This is a genomic window from Spirosoma arcticum (assembly GCF_054779955.1).
The window spans coordinates 20,559-45,807 of sequence record NZ_BAAGXG010000014.1; the positions used below are offsets into that span (position 1 = coordinate 20,559).

Here is a 25,249-nt window from a genome sequence, read left to right on the forward strand (position 1 = left end):
ATTTCTGTTCATAAACCGTTGACAATCAACAAACATTGACGTAACAGTGGCCGCGTATTTTTGCAGAATTACTACCCAAGCTAATCCTGTAAGCGTATGACTCTTTTTTTACGTCCTGCGACGCCCTTGATCCGTGCTTTGCGCCGGTTAACAGGGGCGTTTTTATGTTGTCTGCTGCCGGGATTCGTGGCGCTGGCACAAACGATCACCGGCCGCGTGGTAGCGACGGATGACAACGAGCCGCTGCCGGGGGTGTCCATCTTGGTGAAAGGAACAAACTCCGGTACGACGACTCGCGCCGACGGCTCTTACACGCTCAGTGCCCAGCCAAACAGCACGCTGACCTACTCCTTCATTGGTTACGAAACGCGGGAAATCGCCGTGGGTAACCGGAGCACAATTGACGTATCATTAGTGGCGGGTACGTCGACGCTGAACGAAATCGTGGTTACGGCCCTCGGTATTAAAAAAGATGTTCGTAACATCGGTACGTCGATCCAGACCGTAGCTGGAGACCAGCTTATCAAAGCCCGCGAGCCAAACCCAATCAACTCGCTGGTGGGTAAAGTAGCCGGTCTGACTATCGGCTCGTCGGCCGAACTGCTGCGTCGGCCCAGCATTGTCCTGCGGGGCAATACGGATGTGCTCTTCGTGGTTGATGGCGTACCCATTAACTCGGATACCTGGAATATTTCGGCTGACGATATCGACACGTATACCGTGCTGAAAGGCGCATCGGCGTCGGCCCTGTACGGTTTCCGGGGGAAGAACGGAGCCATCCTGATTACGACCAAGCGCGGCTCGAAAGACAAACGCGGCTTCTCGGTGGAAGTGAACACGAGCCAGATGGCCGACCAGGGATTTATTGCTATCCCGAAAGTGCAGGACCTCTACGGCCCCGGCGACCACGGCGTGTATGCCTACGGGAACGGGAAGGGCGCTGGCTACAACGATGCCGATTACGACATTTGGGGACCCCGCTTCGACGGGCAGTTGATCCCCCAGTACGACAGTCCGGTTACGCCGGGGCAATCATATACCACGACGTTTGCTTTTCCCGGCACCAAGCCGTTCGTGAGCGACCGTCAGCCGACGCCCTGGACGGCGCGGGGCAAAGACAACTTGGGCCGGTTTATTCAGACCGGAATTCTTTCGACCAACAACATATCGGTTTCCTCGACGGGCGAGAAGCACGACCTGCGCGTATCGCTGTCGCACATTTACCAGAAGGGAATCGTGCCGAACACCAAGCTGAACTCCACCAACCTCAACCTGACGGCGGGCTATAATTTTACGCCCAAACTCAGGTTCGAGACCGGCCTGCAATACAACAAGCAGTACACACCGAACTACCCGGACGTAAATTATGGCCCCAATTCGCTGATCTACAACATGGTGATCTGGGGTGGTGCCGACTGGAACGTGGACGACCTGAAAAACTACTGGCAGCCGGGCAAAGAAGGCATTCAGCAGATTTATCCCGACTACGCCCGCTACAATAACCCCTGGTTTGCTGCCAAAGAGTGGCTGCGGGGGCATTATAAAACCGATGTGATTGGCCAGGCACTGATGCGTTACACCATCGCTGAGGGTTTTGATGCTACGCTGCGGACGCAGGTTTCGACCTGGAACCTGCTGCGGACGGAGAAGTTTCCATACTCGGCCACGACCTACGGCCGCGAGGAAGCCATGGGCGACTACCGCGAGGACCGCCGGAACCTATTCGACAGCAACACCGAACTGCTGTTGAAATACAACCGGAAGGTGTTGCCGTCGCTGGCGGTCAACGCTGTGGCCGGGGGGAACCTGCGGATTTTCAACTTCAACTCAAACTACGCCACCACCAATTACCTCAACGTGCCGGGCGTGTATAACTTCGCCAACTCGGCCCGGCCTGGCTATTTATCAAGCTACACGGCTGACATGCGGGTCAACTCGGCGTTCTACTCGGCTGACTTCACCTTCCGCGATTTCGTGACGCTCTCTACCACGGGCCGGGTCGATAAACTGTCGACGCTGCCCAAGGGCAACAACACGTTCTTCTATCCATCGGTAGCACTGAGCACCGTGATTTCAGATTACGTGTCACTGCCCCAGGCAATTTCATTCCTGAAAGTACGCGGGTCGTATGCCAACGTGAAAGACGCCCTGACCCGCTCCACCATCGGCTCCACGCCGGGCGGTGCATTCCCACTGCAATACGGCGATAACTATTTGTCGTCGTACGACGGACCGACGTATCAGAATGCAGCCGTGTATGGTACTCCGCTGGTGTACAACAGCCAGCCATCCGGTTACTTTACCAACACACTCAATAACCCCAACATCAAACCAGCGGCTACGTCGCAGTATGAGGTCGGTTTGGATGCGCGGTTTCTCAACAACCGCTTAGTGTTGGACGCAGCCTACTTTGTAGCGAACGACGGCCCCCAAATTTTCACGCTGCCAATTTCGGAAGCCAGCGGCTACACCGGCGCGTTACAAAACGGGTTGAGAACCCAAAAACGGGGGATTGAAGTGTCGCTGACGGGGCAGGCCCTCAAGAAAGCGGGCGGGCTGAACTGGGACGTGCTGGTCAACTACTCGACTTTCCAGGAAAAACTGACCGAAATCTACGGTAATCAGCAGACCTACAACACGTTTTTCAGAGTCGGCGACCGGGTTGATAAATACTACGACCAGACGTTCTACCGCACCCAGGACGGGCAGCTTATCAACGATGCCAGCGGGGTGCCGCTCATTAACCCAGTCAACCAGTATCTGGGCAACCTGAACCCCGATTTTGTATTCGGGTTAAATAACCGCTTTCGCTACAAAGATTTCTCGTTCAGTTTCCAGTTCGACGGTCGCGTGGGCGGGGTCATCTCCAACTACATCCAGCGGCAAACGTTCCGGGGTGGCCGCCACATTGCCACCACCCAAGGCGACATGGGCGTGGCCCGCTACCAGGATACGCAGGGAGTAAAGTCGTACGTGGGCGAGGGGGTACAGATCACGAACGGCACCATCACGCCCGACGTGGACGGTAACATCACGAACTACGCCGAGTTGCAGTTCGCGCCCAACACCACCCAGCAGTATTTGCAGAACTACATCAGCCGTCGCTACGGCCCGAACGGGGGCAACCTGATGTCGCGCACGTTTGCCAATCTGCGCGAGGTGATTGTTGGGTACGCACTGCCGCAGTCGTTGGTTTCGCGGCTCGGTATCCGGCAGGCAAGTATCTCATTCGTGGGCCGGAACCTGCTCTATTTTGCCGAGAAGAAAGACATCGACCTCAACCAGTTCACGGGCGGCAACGTCTTCGTGGGCGGGGGTAGCTCGTCGCTGCAGTCGCCCACAACCCGCCGGTACGGGGTGAATCTGAATCTGGTATTTTAACTAATGAATAATTGACAATGCAGAATGGATAATGAACGGTGCGTGACCCTCATTGTACATTATTCATTCTGCATTATACATTCAGAAAAGCCATGAAACTGAACAAACTTATTCTCTTATTTTTCGCCCTCGTCCTGACAGTGACGGGTTGCGAACAGTCGTTCGACGAACTCGAAAAGGACCCCAACCGGGCTACGACTGCCCCCGCATCACTCGTGTTTCAGGGGGTGCTGAACGATATGTACACGGGTAGCTCGATCACCTCTGGGGTGACCGGCTCGCCCTGGGCTGGTGAGCAGCGCTGGAACCAGTTCTATGCCTCCAACTACGAGTATTACTCCACCAACCAGTACAACTGGACGACTACCGGCCTGAATTTTACGACGCTGAAAAACGTGGTCAAGATGGAGGAGGAAGCCAAACGGGCCGGTGCCGCCGACGTGAATCCGTACTCGGCCCTGGGCAAGTTTTTCCGGGCGTTCTACTTCGAGAACATGACCAAGCGCGTGGGCGACATTCCAATGACCGACGCGCTGAAAGGATTAGACGACATCGCCCCCAAATACGACACGCAGAAAGCCGTGTACGTGCAGGTGCTGAAATGGCTCGATGAGTCGAATGCTGATCTGGCCAGCCTGATTGCCCAAAGCGACCGGTCGCTGACCGGCGACATCTACCTCGGCAATGACTTAGCCAAATGGCAGCGCGTGGTCAATACGTTCAAGGTGCGGGTGCTGCTCAGCCTGAGCACAAAAGACACGGACAGCGACCTGAACGTGAAGGCCCGCTTTGCCGCCGTGCTGAACACCCCGGCTCAGTTCCCGGTCATGACCAGCACCGACGACGACCTGCAATACGTCCACAATACGTTTAATAAATACCCGCGCAATCCGTCGAACTTCGGCCAGAACGCTACCCGCGAGAACATGGCCAAAACCTACGTCGATCTGCTGGTAGCCCGCAAAGATCCCCGCGTATTCATCGTGGCCGAACCCGCCGAAGCCCTGCTTAAGGCGGGTAAGAAGCCAACTGATTATGACGCGTTCGCCGGGGCGTCGTCGGGTGAGAGCCTGACCGATATGTCCACCAAAGTGCTGTCGGGCCAGTATTCCTACCAGAACCGGAAGCGGTATTACACGACCGACGTGGCCGAGACAGTGGATATTATTGGTTATACCGAACTACAGTTCAACTTAGCCGAAGGCATCAACCGGGGCTGGGCCGCCGGTAACGCCGAAATGTTTTATAACCGGGGTATCAGCACCTCGATGGCCTTCTACGGTCTGAAAGATGGCGATAATACGGCTACGTTCTCGCGCGATGGCGGCATCGTCAACTTCGACACCTACACGTTCAGGGCGAACATGACCGAGTACCTGGCTCAGCCGTTGGTGAAGTATGCGGGCAACACGGCTGCTGGTCTGAACCAGATTCTGACCCAGAAATACCTGGCATTCTTCCAGAATTCGGGTCTGGAAGCCTGGTACAACCAGCGTCGGACGGGTGTGCCGACCTTCCTCACGGGCGTAGGCACGGGTACCAGCGCGAACCTGATTCCGAAGCGGTGGCAATATCCGGCCAATGAGCGGAACTTCAACCCCGATAATTATAAAACAGCCGTACAAAGTCAGTATGGCGGCAAGGATGACGTTAACGAAACGATGTGGTTGTTAAAATAAACAATGAATAATGGTCAATGAATAATGAAACTTCCAGCATCATTATTCATTGACCATTATTCATTATACATTAACGGTATGAACCGCCGAACCCTCCTCAAAACTGCCGGGCTGCTGCCTTTTGTAGCGGCTCCGGGACTGATTGCCGCCCCAAGTTCTCCGGTGCGCAAGCGCTCCGTCCGATTTGCCTACCTCGGCGATACGCATATTCTGGCCGAAACTAAACAGATGGATGGCGTAGCGGCCTGTTTCAGGCACGTTCAGAATCAGCCCGATAAACCCGCTTTTATCCTGCACGGGGGCGACGTGATTATGGACGCGCTCGTTCTTGATAAAGCGGCCGTCAGGAAACAGTGGGATGCCTGGAATCGAGTGGTGAAAGCCGAATGCTCACTGCCCGTCAGCTATGCCATTGGTAATCACGACATCTGGGGTGTCGATACGGCCAAAGCCGATGGTGCCTGGGGTAAAGCCTGGATGCAGGATGAACTGAAACTCAAAAACCGGTATTACAGCTTCAATGCCAACGGCTGGCATTTTGTGGTGCTCGACAGCGTACAGCCTAAACCGACTGGTGCGTGGTACGCAACCAACGTCGATGCTGACCAATTGGCCTGGTTGAAAACCGATTTAGCGAATACCCCCGCCACCACACCCGTCCTGGTTCTGTCGCACGTTCCGATCCTGACGGCCACGGTGTTCGACTTCGCTCAGCCGGTTCCGACCACCGACGGGAAACAAACCATGATTGATGGACTGGCTGTATCCAATGCCCCGGAGTTGGTGGCGTTGTTTGTCCAACATCCAAACGTAAAAGCCTGCCTGAGTGGGCACACCCACCTGCTCGACCAGGTCGTTTACAACAATGTCAGCTATTTCTGCAATGGTGCCGTGAGTGGCAACTGGTGGAAAAGTGAAGTACACCGCCAGACTAAAGCCGGTTACGCCCTCTTCGATCTGTACGACGACGGCAGTGTGGAGCGGACCTATTTAATGTATAATGAATAATGGTCAATGCAGAATGGATAATGATATAGTTGCTGGCGATTCATTATTCATTCTGCATTAACCATTATTCATTCTCTTCTTATGATCGCCAATCTCTTCGCCCAAAGTGGCCACGACGCGTATTTTGGTGAGCCGGTTACGCAACTCGAACACGCGCTGCAAACGGCCCAACTCGCCGAGCAGGCCGGGGCCGACCGGGAAACCGTGGTAGCTGCTTTCCTGCACGACATTGGGCACCTGCTGCCGGAGGAAGACGGCCACGCCTACATGGATGGCTACGGCACGGTCGATCATGAGCGGCTGGGCGCGGATTTTTTGAGGCAACGCGGCTTTTCGGAGAAAGTGGCGCAGTTGATTGAAAACCACGTGAACGCCAAGCGATATTTGGTGGCCAAGAGTATGGATTACTTTGAACGCCTGTCAGAAGCGAGTTTGCGAACCCTGGAGTTTCAGGGCGGGCCGATGACGCCCGACGAAGCCGCCCGCTTCGAGCAGCATCCGTATTTCAACGAAATTCTGCAAATGCGCCGGTGGGATGAGCAAGCCAAAATACCGGGTCTGCCAACACCGGGGGTGGCCCATTACCTAGTGCTGTGTGAAGCGTAATTGTTCTGTCAGCCTAACAAAAACGCGCCATGAAACACCTCTTCCTCTTCTTTAATCTCCTCATCGCCCTCCCTGCCTTTCCTCAAAAAACGTACACGACCCTGCAAGTACCCGGACGGGTGGAGTTTTGCCGAATTGACTCAGTCGGAAAGTCGGTGCTGCCGAGCGGACGCTACGTGACCCCGGCGGGTCGAACGATTCGCATCACCAACGATCCGTTTGGCCTGGCCATTTCACCCAATGGGCAACGCGCCGTCACGCTCCACGACGGTGTGCTGACGGTGCTGAACCTGAGCACGATGCAGGCCACCCGCGTACCCGATTACGCCGGAAAAATTCCCGCTGCTCTGAAAGCCGGTTCGTTTCTGGGTGTCGCGATGGGTCCTGATAATAAGACGGCTTACCTCAGCAACGGTGATAAAGGCCGGGTACTAATTTTTGATACGGAACAATTGCGCACCGTAGACAGCATCAGCCTCGATGGTAACGGCTACACGGATAGTTTCACGTCGGACCTGCTTCTGAACGGTAATGAACTGCTGGTGCTCGACCGCGCTAATTTCCGGCTCGTGCGCATCGACTTAGCCACCAAACGAATCAAGACCGCACCGGCAGACCAGTCGATTCCAACCGGGCGGCAACCGTTTGGCCTGGCACTTTCGCCGGACAGAAAAACAGCATTTGTAGCTAATGTTGGGTTGTACGCGTACCCGAAAGTGCCGGGCGTGACGCCCACCAACAAGGATACGATGATGCTCCAGTTTCCGGCTTACGGTGCCCACACGAAGGAATCCCACGAGGGCGTGACTATTGACGGACGACGAATTCCGGGTTTGGGTAGTCCGCTGGTAGACGAGGCTATGAGTGTCTGGATGGTCGATTTAGCCACTAACAAGGTTATCGCCAAACTGAAAACCGGTGTTCAGATTGGTTCGATGATTGAAGAAGCCGAGGTATTGGGCGGCTCATCGCCCAACTCGGTGGTGGTGGGCAGCCGGTACGCCTACGTTTCCAATGCTACCAACGACAATGTCTCGATTATCGACCGTACATCCCGCAAACTTGCGGGCGTAATTTCACTGAGAATAGATCCACGCATTGACCGCTACCGGGGCCTGATGCCGTTTGGTTTGACTCTTACAAAGGATGAGAAGACGCTCTACGTCGCCCTGCTGGCCTTCAACGCGGTGGCCGTGGTGGACATTCCGACGCGTAAAGTCCGGGGCCTGATTCCAACTGGCTGGGGACCAACCCGCGTAGCGCTGTCGCCTGATGAACGGACGCTTTACGTCACTTCGGCGCGGGGTCATGGAGCCGGGCCAAACGGCGGGGCCGGGTTCGTGAAACCACCACAAGGAACGTACATTGGTGACATTCAATTAGGTACGTTTCAGGCGGTTGATCTCACGGCCCTCACCCCCGGCCCCTCGCCCCAGGGGCGAGGGGCCGGGGGTGAGGGCCTGCAAGCCTATACCAAACAAGTTCTCGCCAATACCTACCAGACCGTCACCGTCACCGATAATGGTCGCAATCCACTACCCGTTTTGCCTAAAACGCGGTCGTCCCCAACTGGTCGGACCCCAATCAGGCACATCGTTTACATCACTAAAGAAAACCGCACGTACGACGAGGTGCTGGGACAACTGACAACCGGCAAAGGCGATTCGACACTGGCCCGCTTCGGCACGGGCGTAACCATCAATCAGCGCATTTCGACCCAGCGGGGAGCCGTTGGCCGGACGACGGATACACCTGGCGATTCGGTGCGGATCACTGCTGCCGATGTCATGCCTAACCACGTCCGGCTGGCCAGGCAGTTTGCGTTTTCGGACAATTTCTACTGCGATTCGGACGCCAGCATTCACGGTCACCACTGGATGATGGGCACCATTCCGAACGAGTGGATCGAGGCTAACGCGGCTTCGGCGGGGCGGTTCGATCCGTTCTCAAAAGCGCCCGGTCGGCGGTTTCCAAAAGCGTCGGGAGCCATTGATCCCGAAGACTACAACGAGATTGGTGGATTGTGGGAGGCTTTAGAGCGCAGCAAGGTTAGTTTCTACAATTTTGGCCAGGTCAATGAGTACGCTGGCAATTACGAAGAGCAATTCGACACCACGTTCGGGGCGGCTCAACCGGTGGTGTTTCCGATGCCCGCTGCCGCCTTTCGGCATACCTCGCGCAACTTCGCGGGCTACAACACTAATATTCCCGATCAGTTCAGGATGGACCAGTTCGAGCGGGAGTTCACGGCGAAGTGGCTATCTCCCTCCTCTTCCTTTAAGGGAGGGCCGGGCCAGCGTTCTGGCAGGGGTGGGGTGCTCCCGCAACTTCTCACGGTGATGCTGCCCAACGACCACGGAGCTGGGCCACGTCCGAACGAGGGTTACCCATACTTGCATTCCTACATTGCCGATAATGACCTCGCCGTGGGGCGGATGCTGCACTTTTTGTCGCGGACGCCCTACTGGAAGAATATGCTCGTGATCATCACCGAGGATGATCCGCAGGGCGGTGTCGATCACGTTGATGCGCACCGGTCGCTGCTGATGCTGGCCGGGCCGCACGTCAAACGCGGCTATGTGTCGCACACCCACGCCAACTTTGGGTCGATTCTGAAGGTGATTTATAACATCCTCGGCGTGAACTACGTGAACCAGTATGACCTGACGGCTTCGTTGTTGCAGGATATGTTTACCGATAAACCCGACTTTCGGCCCTACGATGCGGTGCTGCCCGACGCCCGCGTGTTTGATCCGCAGGAGGCCATGAAACCGTATAAAAAGCAGTTCGACTGGCGCAAAATTCAGAAAGGTCCTGAGATGGACGACCGCGCTGACCAACGCGCCGAACACTACCGGCAACAGGGTGAAAAGTAATTTATTTATGACCTGTTTGACTATGAAAATAAGATTTTTTACGCTCCTATTCTACCTGTGTGGTACTTTCTGCGCGGCTCAAACACTGTCGGGTATTGTTCGGGACGACCGGACTAATCTGCCGATGCCGGGCGTATCGGTGCGACTGTTGCCCACCACACGGGGAACCATAACCGATCAACGGGGCTATTTCGTGATTCAGGGTCTGCCGGGGGGAAGCTATACTGTTCAAATTAGCTCAGTAGGGTATCGTTTTGCCAATGAGTTAATTACGATTTCAGATCGGGGGGATGTACATCGGGAAATCAGGTTGCAACCGACCGTCGTTCAACTCAATCAGCAAATCGTTACGACTACGGAGCGCACCGGAACGCCCGACTTCGTGCGGCCCGAAATAACGACCGTGCTGACGGCCCGCGACCTGCGCCAGCGGGCACCCCGCACTGTTCCCGAAGCATTAGTCGGCGCAACGGGCGTCTTTCTTCAGAAAACCAATCACGGGGGCGGTTCGCCGTTTGTGCGGGGACTGACGGGCCAGCAAACGCTCCTGCTGGTAGATGGTATCCGGCTCAACAATGCCACGTTTCGCTCCGGCCCGAACCAGTACCTCAACACCATCGACCCGCAGAGCGTTGGTCAGATCGAGATTGTTCGGAGCAGCGGCTCGGTAGCTTACGGGTCCGACGCGATTGGGGGTGTGGTGAACGTGCTGACTAAAAACCCGTCTTTTTCGGATCGGCCTGGGTTCACCGGCGGTTTGTTTGCCAAAGCCATGACGCAGGACATGGAGTACAGCGGCCGGGCCGAAGTTGGATTTTCGGCCCCTTCCGTCGCCGTTGTGGGGGCGCTGGCCTACCGCAAGTTCGGTGATCTGGTGGCCGGGCGCGGCTTGGGTCGCGAAACGCCGACCGGCTATAACCAACTGTCGGGCGATTTGAAAGCCCGGTTCCGGCTCTCGGATCGCTTCGTGGCGACGGTGGCGTACCAAAATCTGCGGCAGGACAGCGTTCCGGTATATCACCGCGTTCAACTCGAAAACTACCGTTACTACCAGTTCAACCCGCAACGGCGGCAGTTAGCCTATGCCCGGCTGGAAGGGTTTTATAACCGGCAGTTTCTTAAATCGGTTCAGCTAACGGCCTCGTGGCAACGCCAAACCGAAGGACGCCAGAGTCAGCGAAACAACAATTCGACCGCAATCTATGAACGCGACCAAACCACAACAACCGGCTTAACGCTGCTGGCCACCGCCGAACCTACCCAATACTGGCGGATGCAAAACGGCGTGGAATGGTATTTCGACCGGGTGGGCAGCGGTCGGGAAGACGTGAACACCCAAACCGGAGTTGCCACGCCCAAACGTGGTCTGTATCCCGACGGGGCCACCATGAGCAGTCTCGCTCTGTTCTCACTCCACACGTTTACGCTGAGTAAATTGACCCTGACGGCGGGTGGGCGCTACAACGCGTTCCAGATCAGCACACCCGAAGCGACGCTGGGCGAGGCAACCATTCGGCCCTCGGCGCTGGTCGGGAATGTTGGTGCGTCGTTCGCCCTTCTGCCAACGGTGCGGGTGGTGGCATCGGTGCAGTCGGCGTTTCGCGCGCCCAATGTCGATGATCTGGGAACGCTGGGCATCGTCGATTTTCGGTACGAAGTGCCTAACGCCAGCCTTCAGCCGGAGCGGTCGCTGAACAAAGAAGTCGGTATTAAAATCCGCTCCCAACGGTTTTCGGCAACGGTGCTGGCGTATCATAATCAGTTGAGCAATTTCATTAGTCGCGTCCGGGCCGGTAAAGACTCCATCCAGGGCTACCCGGTGTACTTGAAACAAAATAGCGCAGAGTCGTTCATTCGCGGGCTGGAAGGCGAGGTCGAATATGAGCTGATGCCCAACTGGTTAGCCTATGCCGGAGCCACGTACACCTACGGGCAAAACGTGACGGCCAACGAGCCATTCCGCCGGATTCCGCCCCTGAACGGGCGCGTCGGACTGACGTATCAGCCGACGAGGGGCTGGTGGGCGCGGGCTGAACTGCTCATAGCCGGAGCACAAACCCGCTTAGCCAAGGGCGATCAGGACGACAATCGTATCAGAAAAGGCGGCACCCCGGCCTGGCAGGTAGTGAACCTGAACGGCGGTTACCGCTGGAAATTCATAACGCTCAGCGCCGAACTGCAAAACCTCACCAACGAAGCCTACCGTACGCACGGCTCCGGCGTGGACGGCATTGGCCGCAGCGCCTGGTTGTCGGTGCTGGTGAATTGGTAATCAGTATGGAACGCAGATTTTCATGATTTTTAAGATTAAAAATGATTAGTAAACTAAGATCACTTCTAATCTTAAAAATCATGAAAATCTGCGTTCCATACTGATTGAGGATAGATTTCTCAATTCTTCAATTCGATTCTATGCGCTTAACCTTCCTCTTCTCCTTCCTCACGCTGAACGCCTTCGCGCAGCCAGCCCCGCGTTATGTCATCACGGCACCCGCGGGCAGTGCCTACACCAAAATCGACAAGGCGGGCCGGACGGTGCTGCCTAATGGCCGGTTCATTACCCCCCGTGGTCGGCAGATTCAGACCGCCCCGCACCCGTACGGTCTGGTGCTGAGTTCCGACGGAAAAACGGTGGTTACGGCGAACTCCGGCATTAACCCGTTTTCCATTTCGATTATACGCGATGCACTTGGCGTGAATCCAATCGTCCGGCAAATTCCTGAAGGCTACAAAACCGAAAATGGTATTTTGGAAGCGTGTTTTATGGGACTGGCCGTAACGCCTGACAATAAACTGGTGTACGTGGCCGGGGGCGAAACCAATAAGATTTTCGCGTTCGATCTGGCAACGGGTAAACCCGCCGGAACGATTAACTGCGCTGTGAAAACTGGCAGTACGGACTTCTCGCACGGCTACATCGGCGATATGGTGTTGACCCGCGACGGCAAAACGCTCTACGCCCTTGATCAGATTGGTTTTCGGATGATTGTTATCGACATGGCGACCAAGAAAATTGTGCATAACGTACCCACCGGTCGCTACCCGTTCGGCATCACACTTTCGCCCGATGAAAAAACGGCTTACGTGGCCAACGTGGGCGTCTTTGAATACAAACCATTCACCGATTTAGACCGAAAAGACCTCAAACGCACCGCCCACGAGTACCCAGCCTCAAAATACGGCTCGAAGGAAATGCGCGACGGTGACCCGGCCAAAGGCATTCCGCCCCTCGGCGACCCCAACGCATCTGAAGCATTTTCAGTTTGGAGCATCAGTTTGGCCGGGACGCCGACGGTAGCGGCAAAAGTCAAAACGGGTTTTCTGGTTGGACAGATGGTCGAGGATTTTCCGGCGGTGGGCGGGTCGAGTCCCAACTCGGTGGTCGCCACAGACCAGTATGTGTTCGTCAGCAACGGCAACAACGACTGCGTATCGGTAATCGACGTGAAAACCAATGCAGTGCTCAAAAACATTGCCCTTTCGCCCGACCCCCGGCTGGGAAACCTGCGTGGAGTAATTCCGTTCGGACTGGCCCTCTCGCCCGACGGTCGGCGGCTGTTAGTGGCCGAAGCGGGTATCAACGCCGTGGCCGTTATTGACGTGCCAACGCTGGCGGTGATCGGCCATATCCCGACGGGCTGGTTCCCATCGAAGCTGAAGGTAAGCATGGACGGAAGGAAACTCATCGTGGCCAACGCCAAAGGCTACGGCAGCGGTCCGAACGGGGGCAGAAACTATAAACTTGGTGAGCAGGGCAGCTTCATCGGCAGTTTGATGAACGGCACGGTATCGGTCATGGACATCCCGGCGAATGCAAACCTGAAAGCCGAAACCGAGCAGGTTATCCAAAACAACTTTACCATTCGCTCCGTGGCCGACGTGCCCAGGACCAGTAACCCGATTCCGGCGTTTGCTGGTCAGCGAGAATCGCCGGACGGACGAACCCCGATCAAGCATATCGTATTTATTTCCAAAGAAAACCGGACCTACGACGAGGTGTTCGGGCAGGTGACCAACGGCGATGGTGACTCGACACTGGCCCGCTACGGCACAGGTGTAGTGGTAAAGGCCAAACGGGGTAATCAGACCGTTGAGCGGGCGAATGTCATGCCCAATCACCTCGCGCTGGCCCGACGGTTTGCCATGTCCGACAACTTTTACTGCGACTCCGACGTGTCGGCCGACGGTCACCGCTGGCTGGTGAACACCTATCCTAACGAGTGGGTCGAAACGGGTACGGCGGCAGCTTACGGTGGCAAACGCTCCATGCGCGACTCCTCGAACGCCCCCGGAAACCCGAGTTTCTACGGCTCGGCGGGGTCCATTTATCCCGAAGATTACAACGAAGGCGGCTCCATGTGGGAACACCTCGAACGGTGGAAAAAAGACTTCTTTAACTTTGGTTTTGGCGTCGAGATGGCCGGGGCCTACAGCGACAGCACGATGAAGTACATCGGCGAAAAATACACGATCAACTATCCGCTCCCCGCACCCCTCTTCGACCGTACCTCGCGCACTTTCCCGACCTACAACATGGCCATCCCCGACCAGTTTCGGGCCGACGTGTTCATGAAGGAGTTTAACGAAAAGTGGCGGTCTGACGGGTCGGGAAAAGGAAATAGTTTGCCCTCCGTTATCACCCTGATGCTGCCCAACGACCACGGTAGCAACCCCCGGCCGAAAGCCGGTTTCCCGTTCACGGAGAGCTACATGGCTGATAATGACCTGGCGCTGGGCCGCGTGGTTGAGTTTCTGTCCCAAACGCCGTACTGGAAAAACATGGCGATTTTTGTGGTCGAAGACGATCCGCAGGGGGGCGTTGACCACGTCGACGCGCACCGGAGTCCACTGCTGGTCATTTCGCCCTACGTCAAACGGAACTACGTGGGCCACGTTCACTACAGTTTCGGCAGCGTGTTCAAAACGTTCTGGAACGTGCTGGGTATTCCGTGCCTGAACCAGTACGACGCCGGGGCCACCGAACTGAGCGACCTGTTCACCGACAAGCCCGATTTCACACCTTACCGCGCCCTGCCCGCCGACGTACGATTGTTCGACCCGCAAAAGGCGCTGGACCCGTTCGACGAGAAGTTTGACTGGAAAGCATTTTCGGAATCGGAGGAATTAGACCGCACCGAAACCATGCAGAAACGCCGGGCGGAGGAGGATAAGCGATTGAGGGAGAAGACAACGAAGAAGCAAAAGCCAAAGAGGAATCAGTAGCCGTTACGGCCCCGTCAATTAAACGACTGCCTGAATTCCATCGGTGAAAAGCTGGTTTTTGACTTGAACAACTTACTGAACGACGGCAGGTGTTCAAAGCCTAACTCGTAGGCAATCTCGCCCACTGACAAACCAGTGGTGGACAATTTTTCTTTTGCTTTTTCAATTAATTTGTCATGTATATGCTGCTGCGTACTTTGTCCGGTCAGGGCTTTCAGTAATCCGCTTAAATAGTTGGGGGATACATTGAGCGTTTCGGCAACGTACTGAACCGTGGGCAACCCTTTTTTCAGCAGATCATCACTGTTAAAATACGCCGTCAGCATGATTTCCAGCCGGTCCAGAATTTTATGATTGCTGATTTGCCGGGTAATAAACTGGCGTTGGTAAAAGCGGTCTGCATACGTCAGCAACAACTCAAGCTGGGCAACGATTACGGCCTGGCTAAATTTGTCGATGTTGGTGTGGTATTCCTGCTCCATGTACTGGGCAATACCCGTGATCATGGTTTCTTCCTTTTCCGAAAGATGCAAAGCTTCATAGACTGAATAGCCAAAATACTCGTACTGTTTTATGGTTTTTGCCAACGATGTATTCCACAAGAAGTCGGGGTGAACAAGGATCATCCACCCCGATGGTCGATGCGGTACATCTGCATTCGGCTCAAGGCTTAATACTTGGCCCGGTGCCATGCAAAACAGCACACCTTCATCAAAATCATGCGCTTGCTGACCGTATTTCATCCGAAGATGGAAATTCTTTTTCAGGGATATCGCATAAAACTCGAAGATATAAATCACTGCCTCATCAACTGACGGCCGCTGAAAAGACTCCAGATCAATCACACTAATCAGGGGATGTTCCGGCTTGGGTAGCCCCAACAGGCGATGATAGTCGGTGATCGTTTCAATACGGTACGGTTTAATACCAGTCATAGTGCAATTTCAGTTAAAATAGATTCCCTCTTCCATGTCGGCCAGCAGGGTAGGCCGGGCAGGCTGCCAGTTTAGGCTTTCCCGGGTTTTCCGGCTCGATGCCGGGCAATCGATCCCCGCAAAACTCGTAAACCAGCCGAATTGCGCAGCCGCTTCTTCCGGCAACACGGATACTACCGGAATGTTCAGGTGTTTGCCGATAACGTCGGCAATCGTTTTAAACGATACCGCTTCTTCGGCAACGCCGTGAAATCGGACTCCCTGGATTGCCTGCTCTAAAGCCAGTCGGTACAAACGAACTGCATCCAGCCGGTGTACGGCGTTCCAGCGGTTAAGCCCATCGCCAATGTAGGCCGACACGCCTTTCTCGCGGGCGATGTTAATGAGTATCGGCACAAAGCCAGTTTTATCGCCGACACCGTGCACCGATGGTGCCAGACGAACCACCGCCACTCGCACGCCACGCGCAGCCACCGCATCGGCTGCCACTTCCGATAACCGGGGGTGCGGACCGGCAACCGGCATCATCTCTTCGGTGGCGAGTTGGCCGGGGCTAACCAGGGCCGTGCCCGATGTAACGATAAAGGGACGATCTGAGCCGACAAGCGCATCACCGATGGCTTCGATAGCCCGCCGGTCAATTTCTGATACTTCAGCAAAGCGGGAAAAGTCGTGGATAAAACCAGTGTGAATAACACCGTCTGATTTTTCGGCCCCGCTCCGCAGGCTGTCGAAATCTTCCAGATCACCCCGGTGAACTTCAGCCCCGGCTGCCAGCAGCGCGTTGGCAGATGCGTCTGAGCGGGCAAGGCCCAGAACCTGGTGACCAGCACTCAGTAATTCCGGCACAAGGGCCGTGCCGATGAAGCCCGTAGCTCCGGTAAGAAAGACTTTCATGCGTTGACTCGATGTAGTTTGAAATTTGTTTTCACTTATGCTGTTTCTGTTTTTACGTGTTGCAAAGGTCTACAGTAACCCGGAAACAGATTTAATCGAATCTACGGTTGTGTTAGTCGAAAACGGGGATTGTGCTGTAGGCTATGGGAATAGGTGTGGCTGTCATCCTTACCCGGACCTGTAACCTTGAGCCCTGAACAAACGAGTTTGGCTCGGTACAGAGCTACCTTATCGTCGGTGTGATTTCCCTGTATTTGTTTGCCAGTGTTCGTTGACTTTTAAGGGTAAACTTGATTATTTTTGGGGAAAACGCAGGACATGAAATACAACGTCAACGTTATCTACGAAAAAGACGAACACGGTTATTACGTCTTTTGCCCACAGTTGGAAGGTTGCCATTCTCAGGGAGATACGTTTGAGGAGGCCCGAGCTACTATTCAGGAAGCGGTGGAATTGTACTTAGAAACACTCACCAAAGAAGAAATAACCGAACGTCTATCGCACGAAGTCATCACATCATCACTCGAAATCGCCATTGCCTAAACTACCCGTCTTAGACGCAAAAGAAGCCGAACGACTTCTTTACAAGCTGGTTTCGTCCTAATACGCACAAAGGGTAGCCACCGTATCTATCTGAAAGAAATCATTCGGGTTGTGATTCCCTTCCATGCCGGTAAATCACTCCATCCCAAAATTGTTAAAGAGGTTTTGGAAGCGGTAGGACAACTTTAGATTGACATCATGAAACCAACCGCCTTCCTCCGCAACCCCACTGCGTTCATGCTCTTCGGGGCCACGGCCGCGTTCTGCACCTACGCCTGCATGTACGCCTTCCGGAAGGGCATTACGGCCGTTACCTTCGAGGGGATGGCCTTTGCCGGAATCGGCTACAAAACGTGGCTCGTGACGGCGCAGGTGCTGGGCTACGCCGTTTCTAAAGGGCTGGGTGTCAAATTCGTATCGGAGATGTCGCCGGGACGCCGGGCGGGGAACCTGCTGTTGCTGGTGGGTGCGGCCCTGTTGGCCCTGCTGCTGTTTGCCCTCGTTCCGGCACCCTATAACATCATTTTCTTGTTTCTGAACGGCCTGCCGCTGGGCATGGTCTACGGTATCATGCTCGGTTTTTTGGAAGGTCGACGCCAGACCGATGCGCTCGTGGCGGGGCTGACGGCCTCGTTTATTTTCGCGTCGGGCTTCGTCAAAACCGTGGCGCTGAGCATCAAAAGCGGCTGGGGCGTGTCGGAGTTCTGGTTGCCGTTTGTGACGGGGTCGCTGTTTGTGCTGCCCATGCTGGGGGCGGTGTATGCCCTGACGCTGCTACCCCCGCCCACCGACGAAGACCGCGCCCTCCGCACCGAACGCAAACCCATGAGCCAGCCCGACCGCCAGGCGTTTGTGCGCAATTTCGGGCCGGGTTTGGTGCTGCTCATTATGTCGTACGTGCTGCTGACTGCCTTCCGCGACTTCCGTGATAACTTCGGCCCCGAAATTCTGCGGGATGCGGGCGTGCAGAACCCCGGCATTTTCGCCCAAACCGAAACGCTTGTGGCCGTGGGTGTGCTCATCGTGATGGCTCTGCTTCAGCGCGTGACCGACAATTTCCGGGCATTCGTGCTGCTCAACGGCATCATGCTGGCGGGTGGGGCGCTTGTTGGGCTAAGCACGTACGCGTATTCGGCGGGGCTGCTCAGTCCCGGCACGTGGTTTCTGCTGACGGGTTTGGGGTTATATATGGGCTACGTACCCTGCAACGGCCTGTATTTCGAGCGGTTAGTAGCGGCTTTCCGGTACGTCAGCACGGTTGGTTTCATTGTCACCCTCGCCGACTGGTACGGTTATCTGGGCAGCGTAGGCGTGCTGCTCTACAAAAACTTCGGCCAGGGCGACATCAGCTTCCGCCAGTTTTTTATGTACGGAGCGTATGGACTGGCAATTCTCTACAGCGTACTGGTTGTGATCTCGTTTTTATACTTCCGGCAGAAGTTTCGGGCTGAGAGTATGAAGCCCGTGTCGTATTCTTTATAACTTAGTCTTCTCATTCAAAATCAACAGGATTAATGGCACTCTACAACCTGCAAATCAACGGCCGGAGTTACCGCGCTGACGTTGACCCCGATACCCCGCTGCTGTGGGTACTGCGCGATAATCTGGGCTTAGTTGGTACTAAATACGGCTGCGGCATTGCCCAGTGTGGTGCCTGTACGGTCCACCTCAACGGCGAAGCGGTCCGGGCCTGTGTGCTGCCCGTTTCAGCCGTCGGCAAGAGTAAGGTCACGACCATCGAAGGTTTGTCGGCTACGGGAACGCATCCGGTTCAGCAGGCCTGGAACGAGGTCGACGTGCCGCAGTGCGGCTATTGCCAGGCTGGGCAGATAATGACGGCTGCCGCCTTTCTGAAGCGGAATCCAAAGCCGAACACCGCCGAAATCGACGCGGCCATGACCGGCAACATCTGCCGCTGCGGCACATATCACCGCATTCGTGAAGCCGTGAAAGTAGCTGCTGCCACATCCACTGCTAAATCCAAATAGCCATGCAATCTCTATCGAATACGGGCCGACGGAATTTTCTGAAAATAGCCGCCACTGCCGGGGGCGGACTGCTGCTGGGTTTCAACTGGACAGAAGCAGAATCTGCTACTGTTGCAATGGGCGCGGTTCCAAACGCTGTACCGGGTGCTGCCGGAACGCCGGCCGGATTCAACAGCTATCTGTCTATCAGTCCGCAGGGTGTTATTACCATCCTGTCGCCGAATCCTGAAGTAGGGCAGGGCATCAAAACCGCCTTCCCGATCATTGTAGCTGAAGAATTAGACGCCGACTGGAAGAAGGTAGTGGTCGAACAGGCCCCGTTAGATACCAAGAAATTTGAACGGCAGGTGGCGGGCGGCAGCGGCTCCATTCCCCACTCCTGGGTACGGTTGCGGACAGCGGGTGCCACTGCCCGGCAGATGCTCATCGGCGCAGCCGCCAAACGCTGGAACGTACCGGCTGCGGAATGTACCACGGCAACCGGGTTCGTGCTGCACTCGGCCAGCAACCGGAAGCTCAGCTACGGCGACCTCGCTACCGAAGCGGCTCAACTACCCGTCCCAACCGATGTCAAGCTGAAAGACCCGAAGGCCTTCAAGCTCATCGGGCAGACGATCAAAAACGTGGACAATCCCGGTATCATCACCGGTAAGTCGCTGTTTGGGATTGATTTTTACCGCGAGGGAATGCTGTTTGCCATGATTCAGCGCCCTGCGTTTGGCTATACGCTGAAGTCGGTCAACGATACCGCCGTGAAAGCCATGCCCGGCATTACCGACGTGTTCACGTACGATAACAACGTCGCCATCGTCGGTAAGTCGACCTGGCAGGTCAAGAAAGCCAAGGATGCGCTGAAAATTGAGTGGACAAAAACCGACGCGACGGAGAGCACGGCCGATCATAACCGCCTGTTCGGGGAGTTGCTGAACGCCACTGACGCCACCGTTCGTCGGAAAGATGGCGACGTAGATGCGGCCTTCAAGGGCGCGGCTAAGGTCGTGACGGCGGAGTACCAGTGCCCGTTTCTGCCGCACAGCCCGCTGGAGCCGATGAATTTTTTCGCCCACGTCCGGCCTGACGGCGTGGAACTGGTTGGCCCGACGCAGACGCCTGAACTGGCCCGCAACGAAACCGCCAAGCTCCTCGGCATTCCACCCGAAATGGTAACGGTGCAACTGACCCGCATGGGTGGTGGCTTCGGCCGTCGGCTCAAGGCGGACTACGTGATCGAAGCCGTGCAGGTATCAAAACGGGTCAACGCGCCGGTCAAGCTAATCTGGACGCGCGAAGACGACATGACGGGCGGCAGCTACCGGCCCGCCGTGCGCTACCGCTTTGAGGCTGCTCTCAATGCCCAGGGCAACATGATTGGCTACAAACTGCGCGGAGCCAGCATCAACGCGGGCAACCCAACGCGGGAGGACAACTTTCCGGCCGGGGCGGTCGATAACCTGCTCATTGACAGCAAGGATCATAAATCGGCCATCACGACCGGCCCGTGGCGGGCACCCATCACGAATTTTCTGGCATTTGCCGAGCAGGCTTTCTTGGACGAAGTGGCGCAGGCTGCGGGCAAAGACCCCGTGCAGTTTCGGCTCGAGCTGCTCGATAAAGCCAAAGCTAAACCAACCGGCGCCATCAAATACGATATTGACCGAATGAAGGGCGTTATCCAGTTAGCCGTCGAAAAGTCGGGCTGGGGCACCAAAAAAGGGGCCGACGGTCGTCCGGTCGCGCAGGGCTTCAGCGTCTATTTTTCGCACCGGTCCTACGTGGCGCAGGTGGGCGAGGTGGTGGTGAAAAAAGGCAAGCCTGTCATTCAGAAAGTATATTCGGCGGCCGACTGCGGCATCGTCATTAACCAGAGCGGAGCGCGGCAACAAGTCACCGGTTGCATCGTGGATGGCATTGGTCATGCCATGTACGGCAACATGACGTTTAAAGATGGGGTGCCGGAACAAACCAACTACAACACCTACCGCCTAATCCGCTTAGCCGAAATTCCCGACGTGGAGGTGCATTTTGTCGACAATGGCATCGAACCAACCGGCTTGGGCGAACCATCCCTGCCACCCGCCGGAGCCGCCGTTGCCAACGCCATTTTCAAAGCCACCGGCAAGCGCGTGCGTAATCAGCCGTTCATCGAAGACGACGTGTTTAAAGGCGTTTCGTCGTAAGCAATACGGTTGTGGGACGGGGATAGTTAACTTCGTGCGCCAGACAGTAATGAGAGAACCACTCCATAAAAAAAGCCGCGCCAGTTAAGTCTGAGCGCGGCTTTTTGGTGCCAGTTGCCATACCGACGGAATCTCCCGGCTTTCTTAGGACGAGACAATTCTAAGGAGTAGCATATACGTCCGGCACCCATTCAAAAGCGGTTTCTTTTTGACGCACGTGGCCCAGGCCGGGCCAGGGCAAGTGATAAGCAAATGCTTTAATCTTTGACGTGCTTACCTGTTGCAAAATTTCTATGCGACTTGCTACGGCCTGCTGTAAATCGGTATCACCAAAAAATCCCCATTCCGGATGGGCAAACAACACCGCATCGGAATGAACCAGGTCGACGATATAAATTAGTTGTTCTTCGTTTGACCGAATGGTTGTTAAGGTATGACCCGGAGTATGACCCGGCGCTAATTCAAAGCTGAAAATGTCATGCAACTCCTTGTTAAAATCAATAAATTTTAGTGCTGGGGCCAGCAGGCTCAAGACCCTTTGAACGTTCGTGATGGTTTGCCTGACAAAGTCTTCCATCTGGTAAGCCGGGCTTCTTTGGAAATCGTCAAGGGTTGCCTGTTGCCAAAAATCATACTCGGCTTTAGCGATGTAAATATCGGCGTTAGAAAACACGAACGTATTCTGCGTGTCGACTAACCCTCCAATGTGGTCAATATGCGCGTGCGATAAAATCACATCGGTAAAATCGGTGGCTTCAAAGCCAGCATCAGCGAGGCTTTCAGACAAATGGCCCTGCGTAGGTTCTGCAAATATGCCCATCCCCGTATCCAGCAATATCAGCCGGTCTTTGCTCCTTACGACCAATATATTCAGCGCTGAGTCAATCGAATCGGTCGATCTGAAAGCAGCTTCCAGTAGTGCGTTTACTTCATCAGGTTGGGCCAGTGGAGCTATGAACGGGTACACCGGGCTTTGTCTAAAATAACCATCCGACAGAACAGTCAATTCTAAATCACCCAGCAAAAATCGTTTGAACCCATTTGGCTTCGTATCGTTAGCTGGAAAATTCACTGGCTGGTCTTGTGCCGATTCTGTTGGCGTGGGTAACTGGCCTGCCGTACTGGCGGTTAACGACGTTTCTGGCAAATTCTCCCGATTCATTTTTGAGTTGTCAAGGCGGTTCAAAACAAAATTCTATTGTTAAAACGGGAGGGGTTTTTCTCGGTGGAGGTCGACAGTGCAGGAGGTAAATGAAGCAGTAAAACCCTTCCTCGGACGGGTCAAAAGTAAGGCGGGTTGTCGCCAGCGGGTGTCAGCAGAACTTGAGATTATATAAGTTTTGCTTGAGAGGGAAATGGTGCCAAGCCTTTTTTAACCAGCGTTGGTAGTAGGGGGGCTGGACTATGGGCTTGCACTGACGGAAATTGAAATCAGCAAGTGATTCTGGCAGTGCGGGCTTCGACTGTTGAACATGAAATCATCAACAGTAGAAGCCCGTCTTTCGGTCATTTTAACCCTAAAACTCATTTATTGACTACCGTGACGACATACGCCTTTTTGACCCGTCCGGTGCCATCTTCACCGACTGGTTTCTCCGAAAAAACGACCCGTGCCGTGCCCGCCGTGACACCTTTGATCAGAAAAACGGTTGGCCCGGCCGTCGATAGCTGTGGCCCGTTGGGTGCGGTGGTGTCGGTCGGCTTGCGCGACACATCAACAACCTCCTGGTTGTCGGACGTGGCGGTTAGCTGATTGGTGCTGTCGGGGCGGGCATCAATAGAGACCTCTTTTATGTCGCCCACGGTTAGCCGTAACCGCTGACCCTTCGTCGAGTCGGTTCGGGTGGCGTTGCAGGCACTCATTACGGCCAACAGACCCATGAGCAGCACGGAACCATACTGCTGGCGCAGGCCGACCGTGTTCGCGGGCGTTGGCCCAAATGCTGAAGCGAGTTGATTGTTCATATTCCTGATAACTGTATCCCGACGTTAACGGTTTTGATGTAAGTTCGTGGTCGACGTGAATCGTGCCAAAACCGCCTGTGTATGTACTATGTACTGTTACTATTGATGAGTTTGCTTTGCCCGCTTGCTCGTGCGCAGACATCCTTCGCTGAAGGGCTTGCCAAACACCGCGAGACGTACAAAAATGACCTGCTCGCTCCATCCGGTGGACCTTTAGCCACGGCTGACGAGTTGGCGTACGTACAATTTTACGCGCCTGACTCAACGTATCGTGTAACGGCAACGGTGGAGCGAATGCCCAACGCGCAACCCTTCGAGATGCCCACTTCTACCGGTAAAACCAGACCGCACGTGGCCTACGCGCTGCTCACCTTTACGCTGCGTGGGAAGACTCAACAACTAACGCTATACCGCAACCTGAACACCAGTCGAATGCCGGAGTACCGCGATTATTTGTTTTTGCCATTCAAAGATGCTACATCGGGCCAGGAAACGTACGGAGGAGGACGCTACCTCGACCTGCGCACGAGCGACATTCAGAACGGTCAGGTAATACTGGACTTCAACCGGTCTTATAATCCGTACTGCGCCTTCAAAGAAGGATACCCGTGTCCAATTCCGCCCAAAAACAATGTGTTGTCAGCATCCATCGAAGCGGGAGAGAAAGCGTACAGCAAGGCGCATTAGTGATGAACAATGGATAATGAGTGATGAATAATGAATGTCGCGTTAGCCATCCATTACACATTATTCATTAAGAATTATATACCAGTTAGCACAAGCCAAATATTATGAAAGCCGATGAATGAACCGTCATTTGTCGGCTTTCACATTTTCATCCGGTTTTGGACTAACAGCCACCTTCAACACGTCGAACAAGCTACTTTTGATCTTTGGCTTTTTGTCGTAGTTCTCTTTCCGTTTACGGGGTTGCTTGTCTGGTTCACTCTTTGGCTTTTCCATCGCATCTACCTTGCGTTTTGCTCACTCTGAATTTATTTCTCAAAATTACTTGACAGTCGTTTGCGTTGTCTTGCGTTTTGCATTATACTTGCAATGTCAAAGCGCAAGACAACGTAACTAACTATGACAATTGATCTTCTCGCACTCCCCGAAAGCGTAAGGAAAGACCTTCTTGACGACTTCAACCAGAAGCTTGAAAAAGCCCGTGACAAAAAGCCCGAGCTTGAGAAACTTCTTGTGCAGGTTAACGAGGAAATCAAAAGCTATGATTCATTGGTAAAAGCATTGACAACTGCTAACACCGCGTCCAATGCGTTAATCGTAAACAACCAATTAGGTGGAAAAGCGGTAGCTGAAGATAAAGTCAGCAAGTATGACGGTAAGTACGACGGGGGTTATAAAGATGGGTCATCTTATAGTCGGGATTGGACGCACGCTCAAAAAATAAAGTACGTAACTGATAGACCCCAGAAATACGGTCATAAGACATTGAAGGGAGCCGGTGGGGTGGTAGACGCTATACTTGTGGAAGAACCAGAGTGGCTAAATGAACTATCTGGTTCGGCTACTGGTCCAAGGGGTACGTTAATAGGAAAGATTGCGCCAATTATTTCCCGAATGGTAGACACTGGCCACCTTGTCAAGCTACGCACTAAGGGTACTGGAAACGAGTTTCACTACGTAAGTGCAGACTGGTTTGATAATAACGCACACGTAAGAACCGAATACTTAGGGGCAGTTGAGAACTTAGAGTCAATATCCCCTGGAAAGACATTGGCACCTGCTGGAACAGGTGCCAATAATGCCAAATCCGATACTGATGAGATAAAACCGTCAGGAGATGCGGCTGGTACTCGAAATGGTTTCATGCACCAATTAGAGATACCTAACGCTCATTAAGTCGGGTTTGTAAGCGTGGTGAGCAGCAATTCACCAAAAGAGGGTTGGGGCGTTTCATTTCGCTTCAATCCTCTTTTCATTTGCAATACTACCAACTTCTATAATATC

General features: G+C 54.6%; 18 protein-coding genes and 1 pseudogene. 14 read left to right on the forward strand and 5 right to left on the reverse strand.

What is annotated here, in order from left to right; all coding sequences use genetic code 11:
* Positions 1-96: 96 nt before the first annotated feature.
* From ACYVHB_RS25115 to ACYVHB_RS25145, 7 genes are all read left to right on the forward strand, one after another.
* Complete coding sequence (locus ACYVHB_RS25115) at positions 97-3,381, forward strand: SusC/RagA family TonB-linked outer membrane protein (RefSeq protein ID WP_461054568.1); 3,285 nt, start codon at positions 97-99, stop codon at positions 3,379-3,381.
* Positions 3,382-3,473: 92 nt separating this feature from the next.
* Positions 3,474-5,060 carry a SusD/RagB family nutrient-binding outer membrane lipoprotein gene (locus ACYVHB_RS25120; RefSeq protein WP_461054569.1) on the forward strand — a complete coding sequence of 529 codons (1,587 nt, stop codon included), beginning with the start codon at positions 3,474-3,476 and terminating at the stop codon, positions 5,058-5,060.
* A gap of 78 nt (positions 5,061-5,138) precedes the next feature.
* The gene (locus tag ACYVHB_RS25125) at positions 5,139-6,068 is read left to right on the forward strand and encodes a metallophosphoesterase family protein (RefSeq protein WP_461054570.1); all 930 of its coding nucleotides are present in this window, start codon (positions 5,139-5,141) and stop codon (positions 6,066-6,068) included.
* A gap of 81 nt (positions 6,069-6,149) precedes the next feature.
* The gene (locus tag ACYVHB_RS25130) at positions 6,150-6,674 is read left to right on the forward strand and encodes a phosphonate degradation HD-domain oxygenase (protein ID WP_461054571.1); all 525 of its coding nucleotides are present in this window, start codon (positions 6,150-6,152) and stop codon (positions 6,672-6,674) included.
* A gap of 29 nt (positions 6,675-6,703) precedes the next feature.
* Positions 6,704-9,550, forward strand: a complete 2,847-nt coding sequence (locus tag ACYVHB_RS25135) for a phosphoesterase (protein ID WP_461054572.1) — start codon at positions 6,704-6,706, stop codon at positions 9,548-9,550.
* 22 nt (positions 9,551-9,572) lie between these two features.
* Positions 9,573-11,822 (forward strand): TonB-dependent receptor, encoded by a 2,250-nt coding sequence (locus ACYVHB_RS25140; RefSeq protein ID WP_461054573.1) that lies wholly within the window; start codon positions 9,573-9,575, stop codon positions 11,820-11,822.
* Between the two features lie 140 nt (positions 11,823-11,962).
* Positions 11,963-14,773, forward strand: a complete 2,811-nt coding sequence (locus tag ACYVHB_RS25145) for an alkaline phosphatase family protein (RefSeq protein WP_461054574.1) — start codon at positions 11,963-11,965, stop codon at positions 14,771-14,773.
* Between the two features lie 14 nt (positions 14,774-14,787).
* On the opposite strand, the gene ACYVHB_RS25150 is transcribed toward ACYVHB_RS25145, so the two are convergent.
* Both ACYVHB_RS25150 and ACYVHB_RS25155 read right to left on the reverse strand, forming a co-directional pair.
* Positions 14,788-15,708: a helix-turn-helix domain-containing protein gene (locus ACYVHB_RS25150; protein ID WP_461054575.1), complete on the reverse strand. Its 921-nt coding sequence runs from the start codon at positions 15,706-15,708 to the stop codon at positions 14,788-14,790.
* A gap of 9 nt (positions 15,709-15,717) precedes the next feature.
* Positions 15,718-16,605 (reverse strand): SDR family oxidoreductase, encoded by an 888-nt coding sequence (locus ACYVHB_RS25155; protein WP_461054576.1) that lies wholly within the window; start codon positions 16,603-16,605, stop codon positions 15,718-15,720.
* Positions 16,606-16,923: 318 nt separating this feature from the next.
* On the opposite strand from ACYVHB_RS25155, the gene ACYVHB_RS25160 reads away from it, so the two are divergent.
* The 5 genes and pseudogenes from ACYVHB_RS25160 to ACYVHB_RS25180 all read left to right on the forward strand — a co-directional run bounded on the left by ACYVHB_RS25160 (position 16,924) and on the right by ACYVHB_RS25180 (position 21,313).
* Positions 16,924-17,148 carry a type II toxin-antitoxin system HicB family antitoxin gene (locus ACYVHB_RS25160; protein ID WP_461054578.1) on the forward strand — a complete coding sequence of 75 codons (225 nt, stop codon included), beginning with the start codon at positions 16,924-16,926 and terminating at the stop codon, positions 17,146-17,148.
* Between the two features lie 54 nt (positions 17,149-17,202).
* A pseudogene (locus tag ACYVHB_RS25165) lies at positions 17,203-17,337 on the forward strand (type II toxin-antitoxin system HicA family toxin); the annotation flags it as partial.
* Between the two features lie 9 nt (positions 17,338-17,346).
* On the forward strand, positions 17,347-18,630 hold the full coding sequence (locus ACYVHB_RS25170) for a DUF5690 family protein (RefSeq protein ID WP_461054579.1): 1,284 nt from the start codon (positions 17,347-17,349) through the stop codon (positions 18,628-18,630).
* A gap of 32 nt (positions 18,631-18,662) precedes the next feature.
* A complete protein-coding gene (locus ACYVHB_RS25175; protein WP_461054580.1) occupies positions 18,663-19,136 on the forward strand; it encodes a (2Fe-2S)-binding protein in 474 nt (157 codons plus the stop codon).
* Positions 19,137-19,138: 2 nt separating this feature from the next.
* Positions 19,139-21,313 carry a xanthine dehydrogenase family protein molybdopterin-binding subunit gene (locus ACYVHB_RS25180; RefSeq protein ID WP_461054581.1) on the forward strand — a complete coding sequence of 725 codons (2,175 nt, stop codon included), beginning with the start codon at positions 19,139-19,141 and terminating at the stop codon, positions 21,311-21,313.
* 160 nt (positions 21,314-21,473) lie between these two features.
* On the opposite strand, the gene ACYVHB_RS25185 is transcribed toward ACYVHB_RS25180, so the two are convergent.
* Both ACYVHB_RS25185 and ACYVHB_RS25190 read right to left on the reverse strand, forming a co-directional pair.
* On the reverse strand, positions 21,474-22,337 hold the full coding sequence (locus ACYVHB_RS25185) for an MBL fold metallo-hydrolase (protein WP_461054582.1): 864 nt from the start codon (positions 22,335-22,337) through the stop codon (positions 21,474-21,476).
* Positions 22,338-22,837: 500 nt separating this feature from the next.
* On the reverse strand, positions 22,838-23,278 hold the full coding sequence (locus ACYVHB_RS25190) for a hypothetical protein (protein WP_461054583.1): 441 nt from the start codon (positions 23,276-23,278) through the stop codon (positions 22,838-22,840).
* 81 nt (positions 23,279-23,359) lie between these two features.
* On the opposite strand from ACYVHB_RS25190, the gene ACYVHB_RS25195 reads away from it, so the two are divergent.
* Positions 23,360-23,965 carry a DUF1684 domain-containing protein gene (locus tag ACYVHB_RS25195; protein WP_461054584.1) on the forward strand — a complete coding sequence of 202 codons (606 nt, stop codon included), beginning with the start codon at positions 23,360-23,362 and terminating at the stop codon, positions 23,963-23,965.
* A gap of 126 nt (positions 23,966-24,091) precedes the next feature.
* On the opposite strand, the gene ACYVHB_RS25200 is transcribed toward ACYVHB_RS25195, so the two are convergent.
* Positions 24,092-24,241, reverse strand: coding sequence for a hypothetical protein (locus ACYVHB_RS25200; protein WP_461054585.1), 150 nt, complete (start codon positions 24,239-24,241; stop codon positions 24,092-24,094).
* 123 nt (positions 24,242-24,364) lie between these two features.
* On the opposite strand from ACYVHB_RS25200, the gene ACYVHB_RS25205 reads away from it, so the two are divergent.
* Positions 24,365-25,141, forward strand: a complete 777-nt coding sequence (locus tag ACYVHB_RS25205; protein ID WP_461054586.1) for a hypothetical protein — start codon at positions 24,365-24,367, stop codon at positions 25,139-25,141.
* Positions 25,142-25,249: the final 108 nt, after the last annotated feature.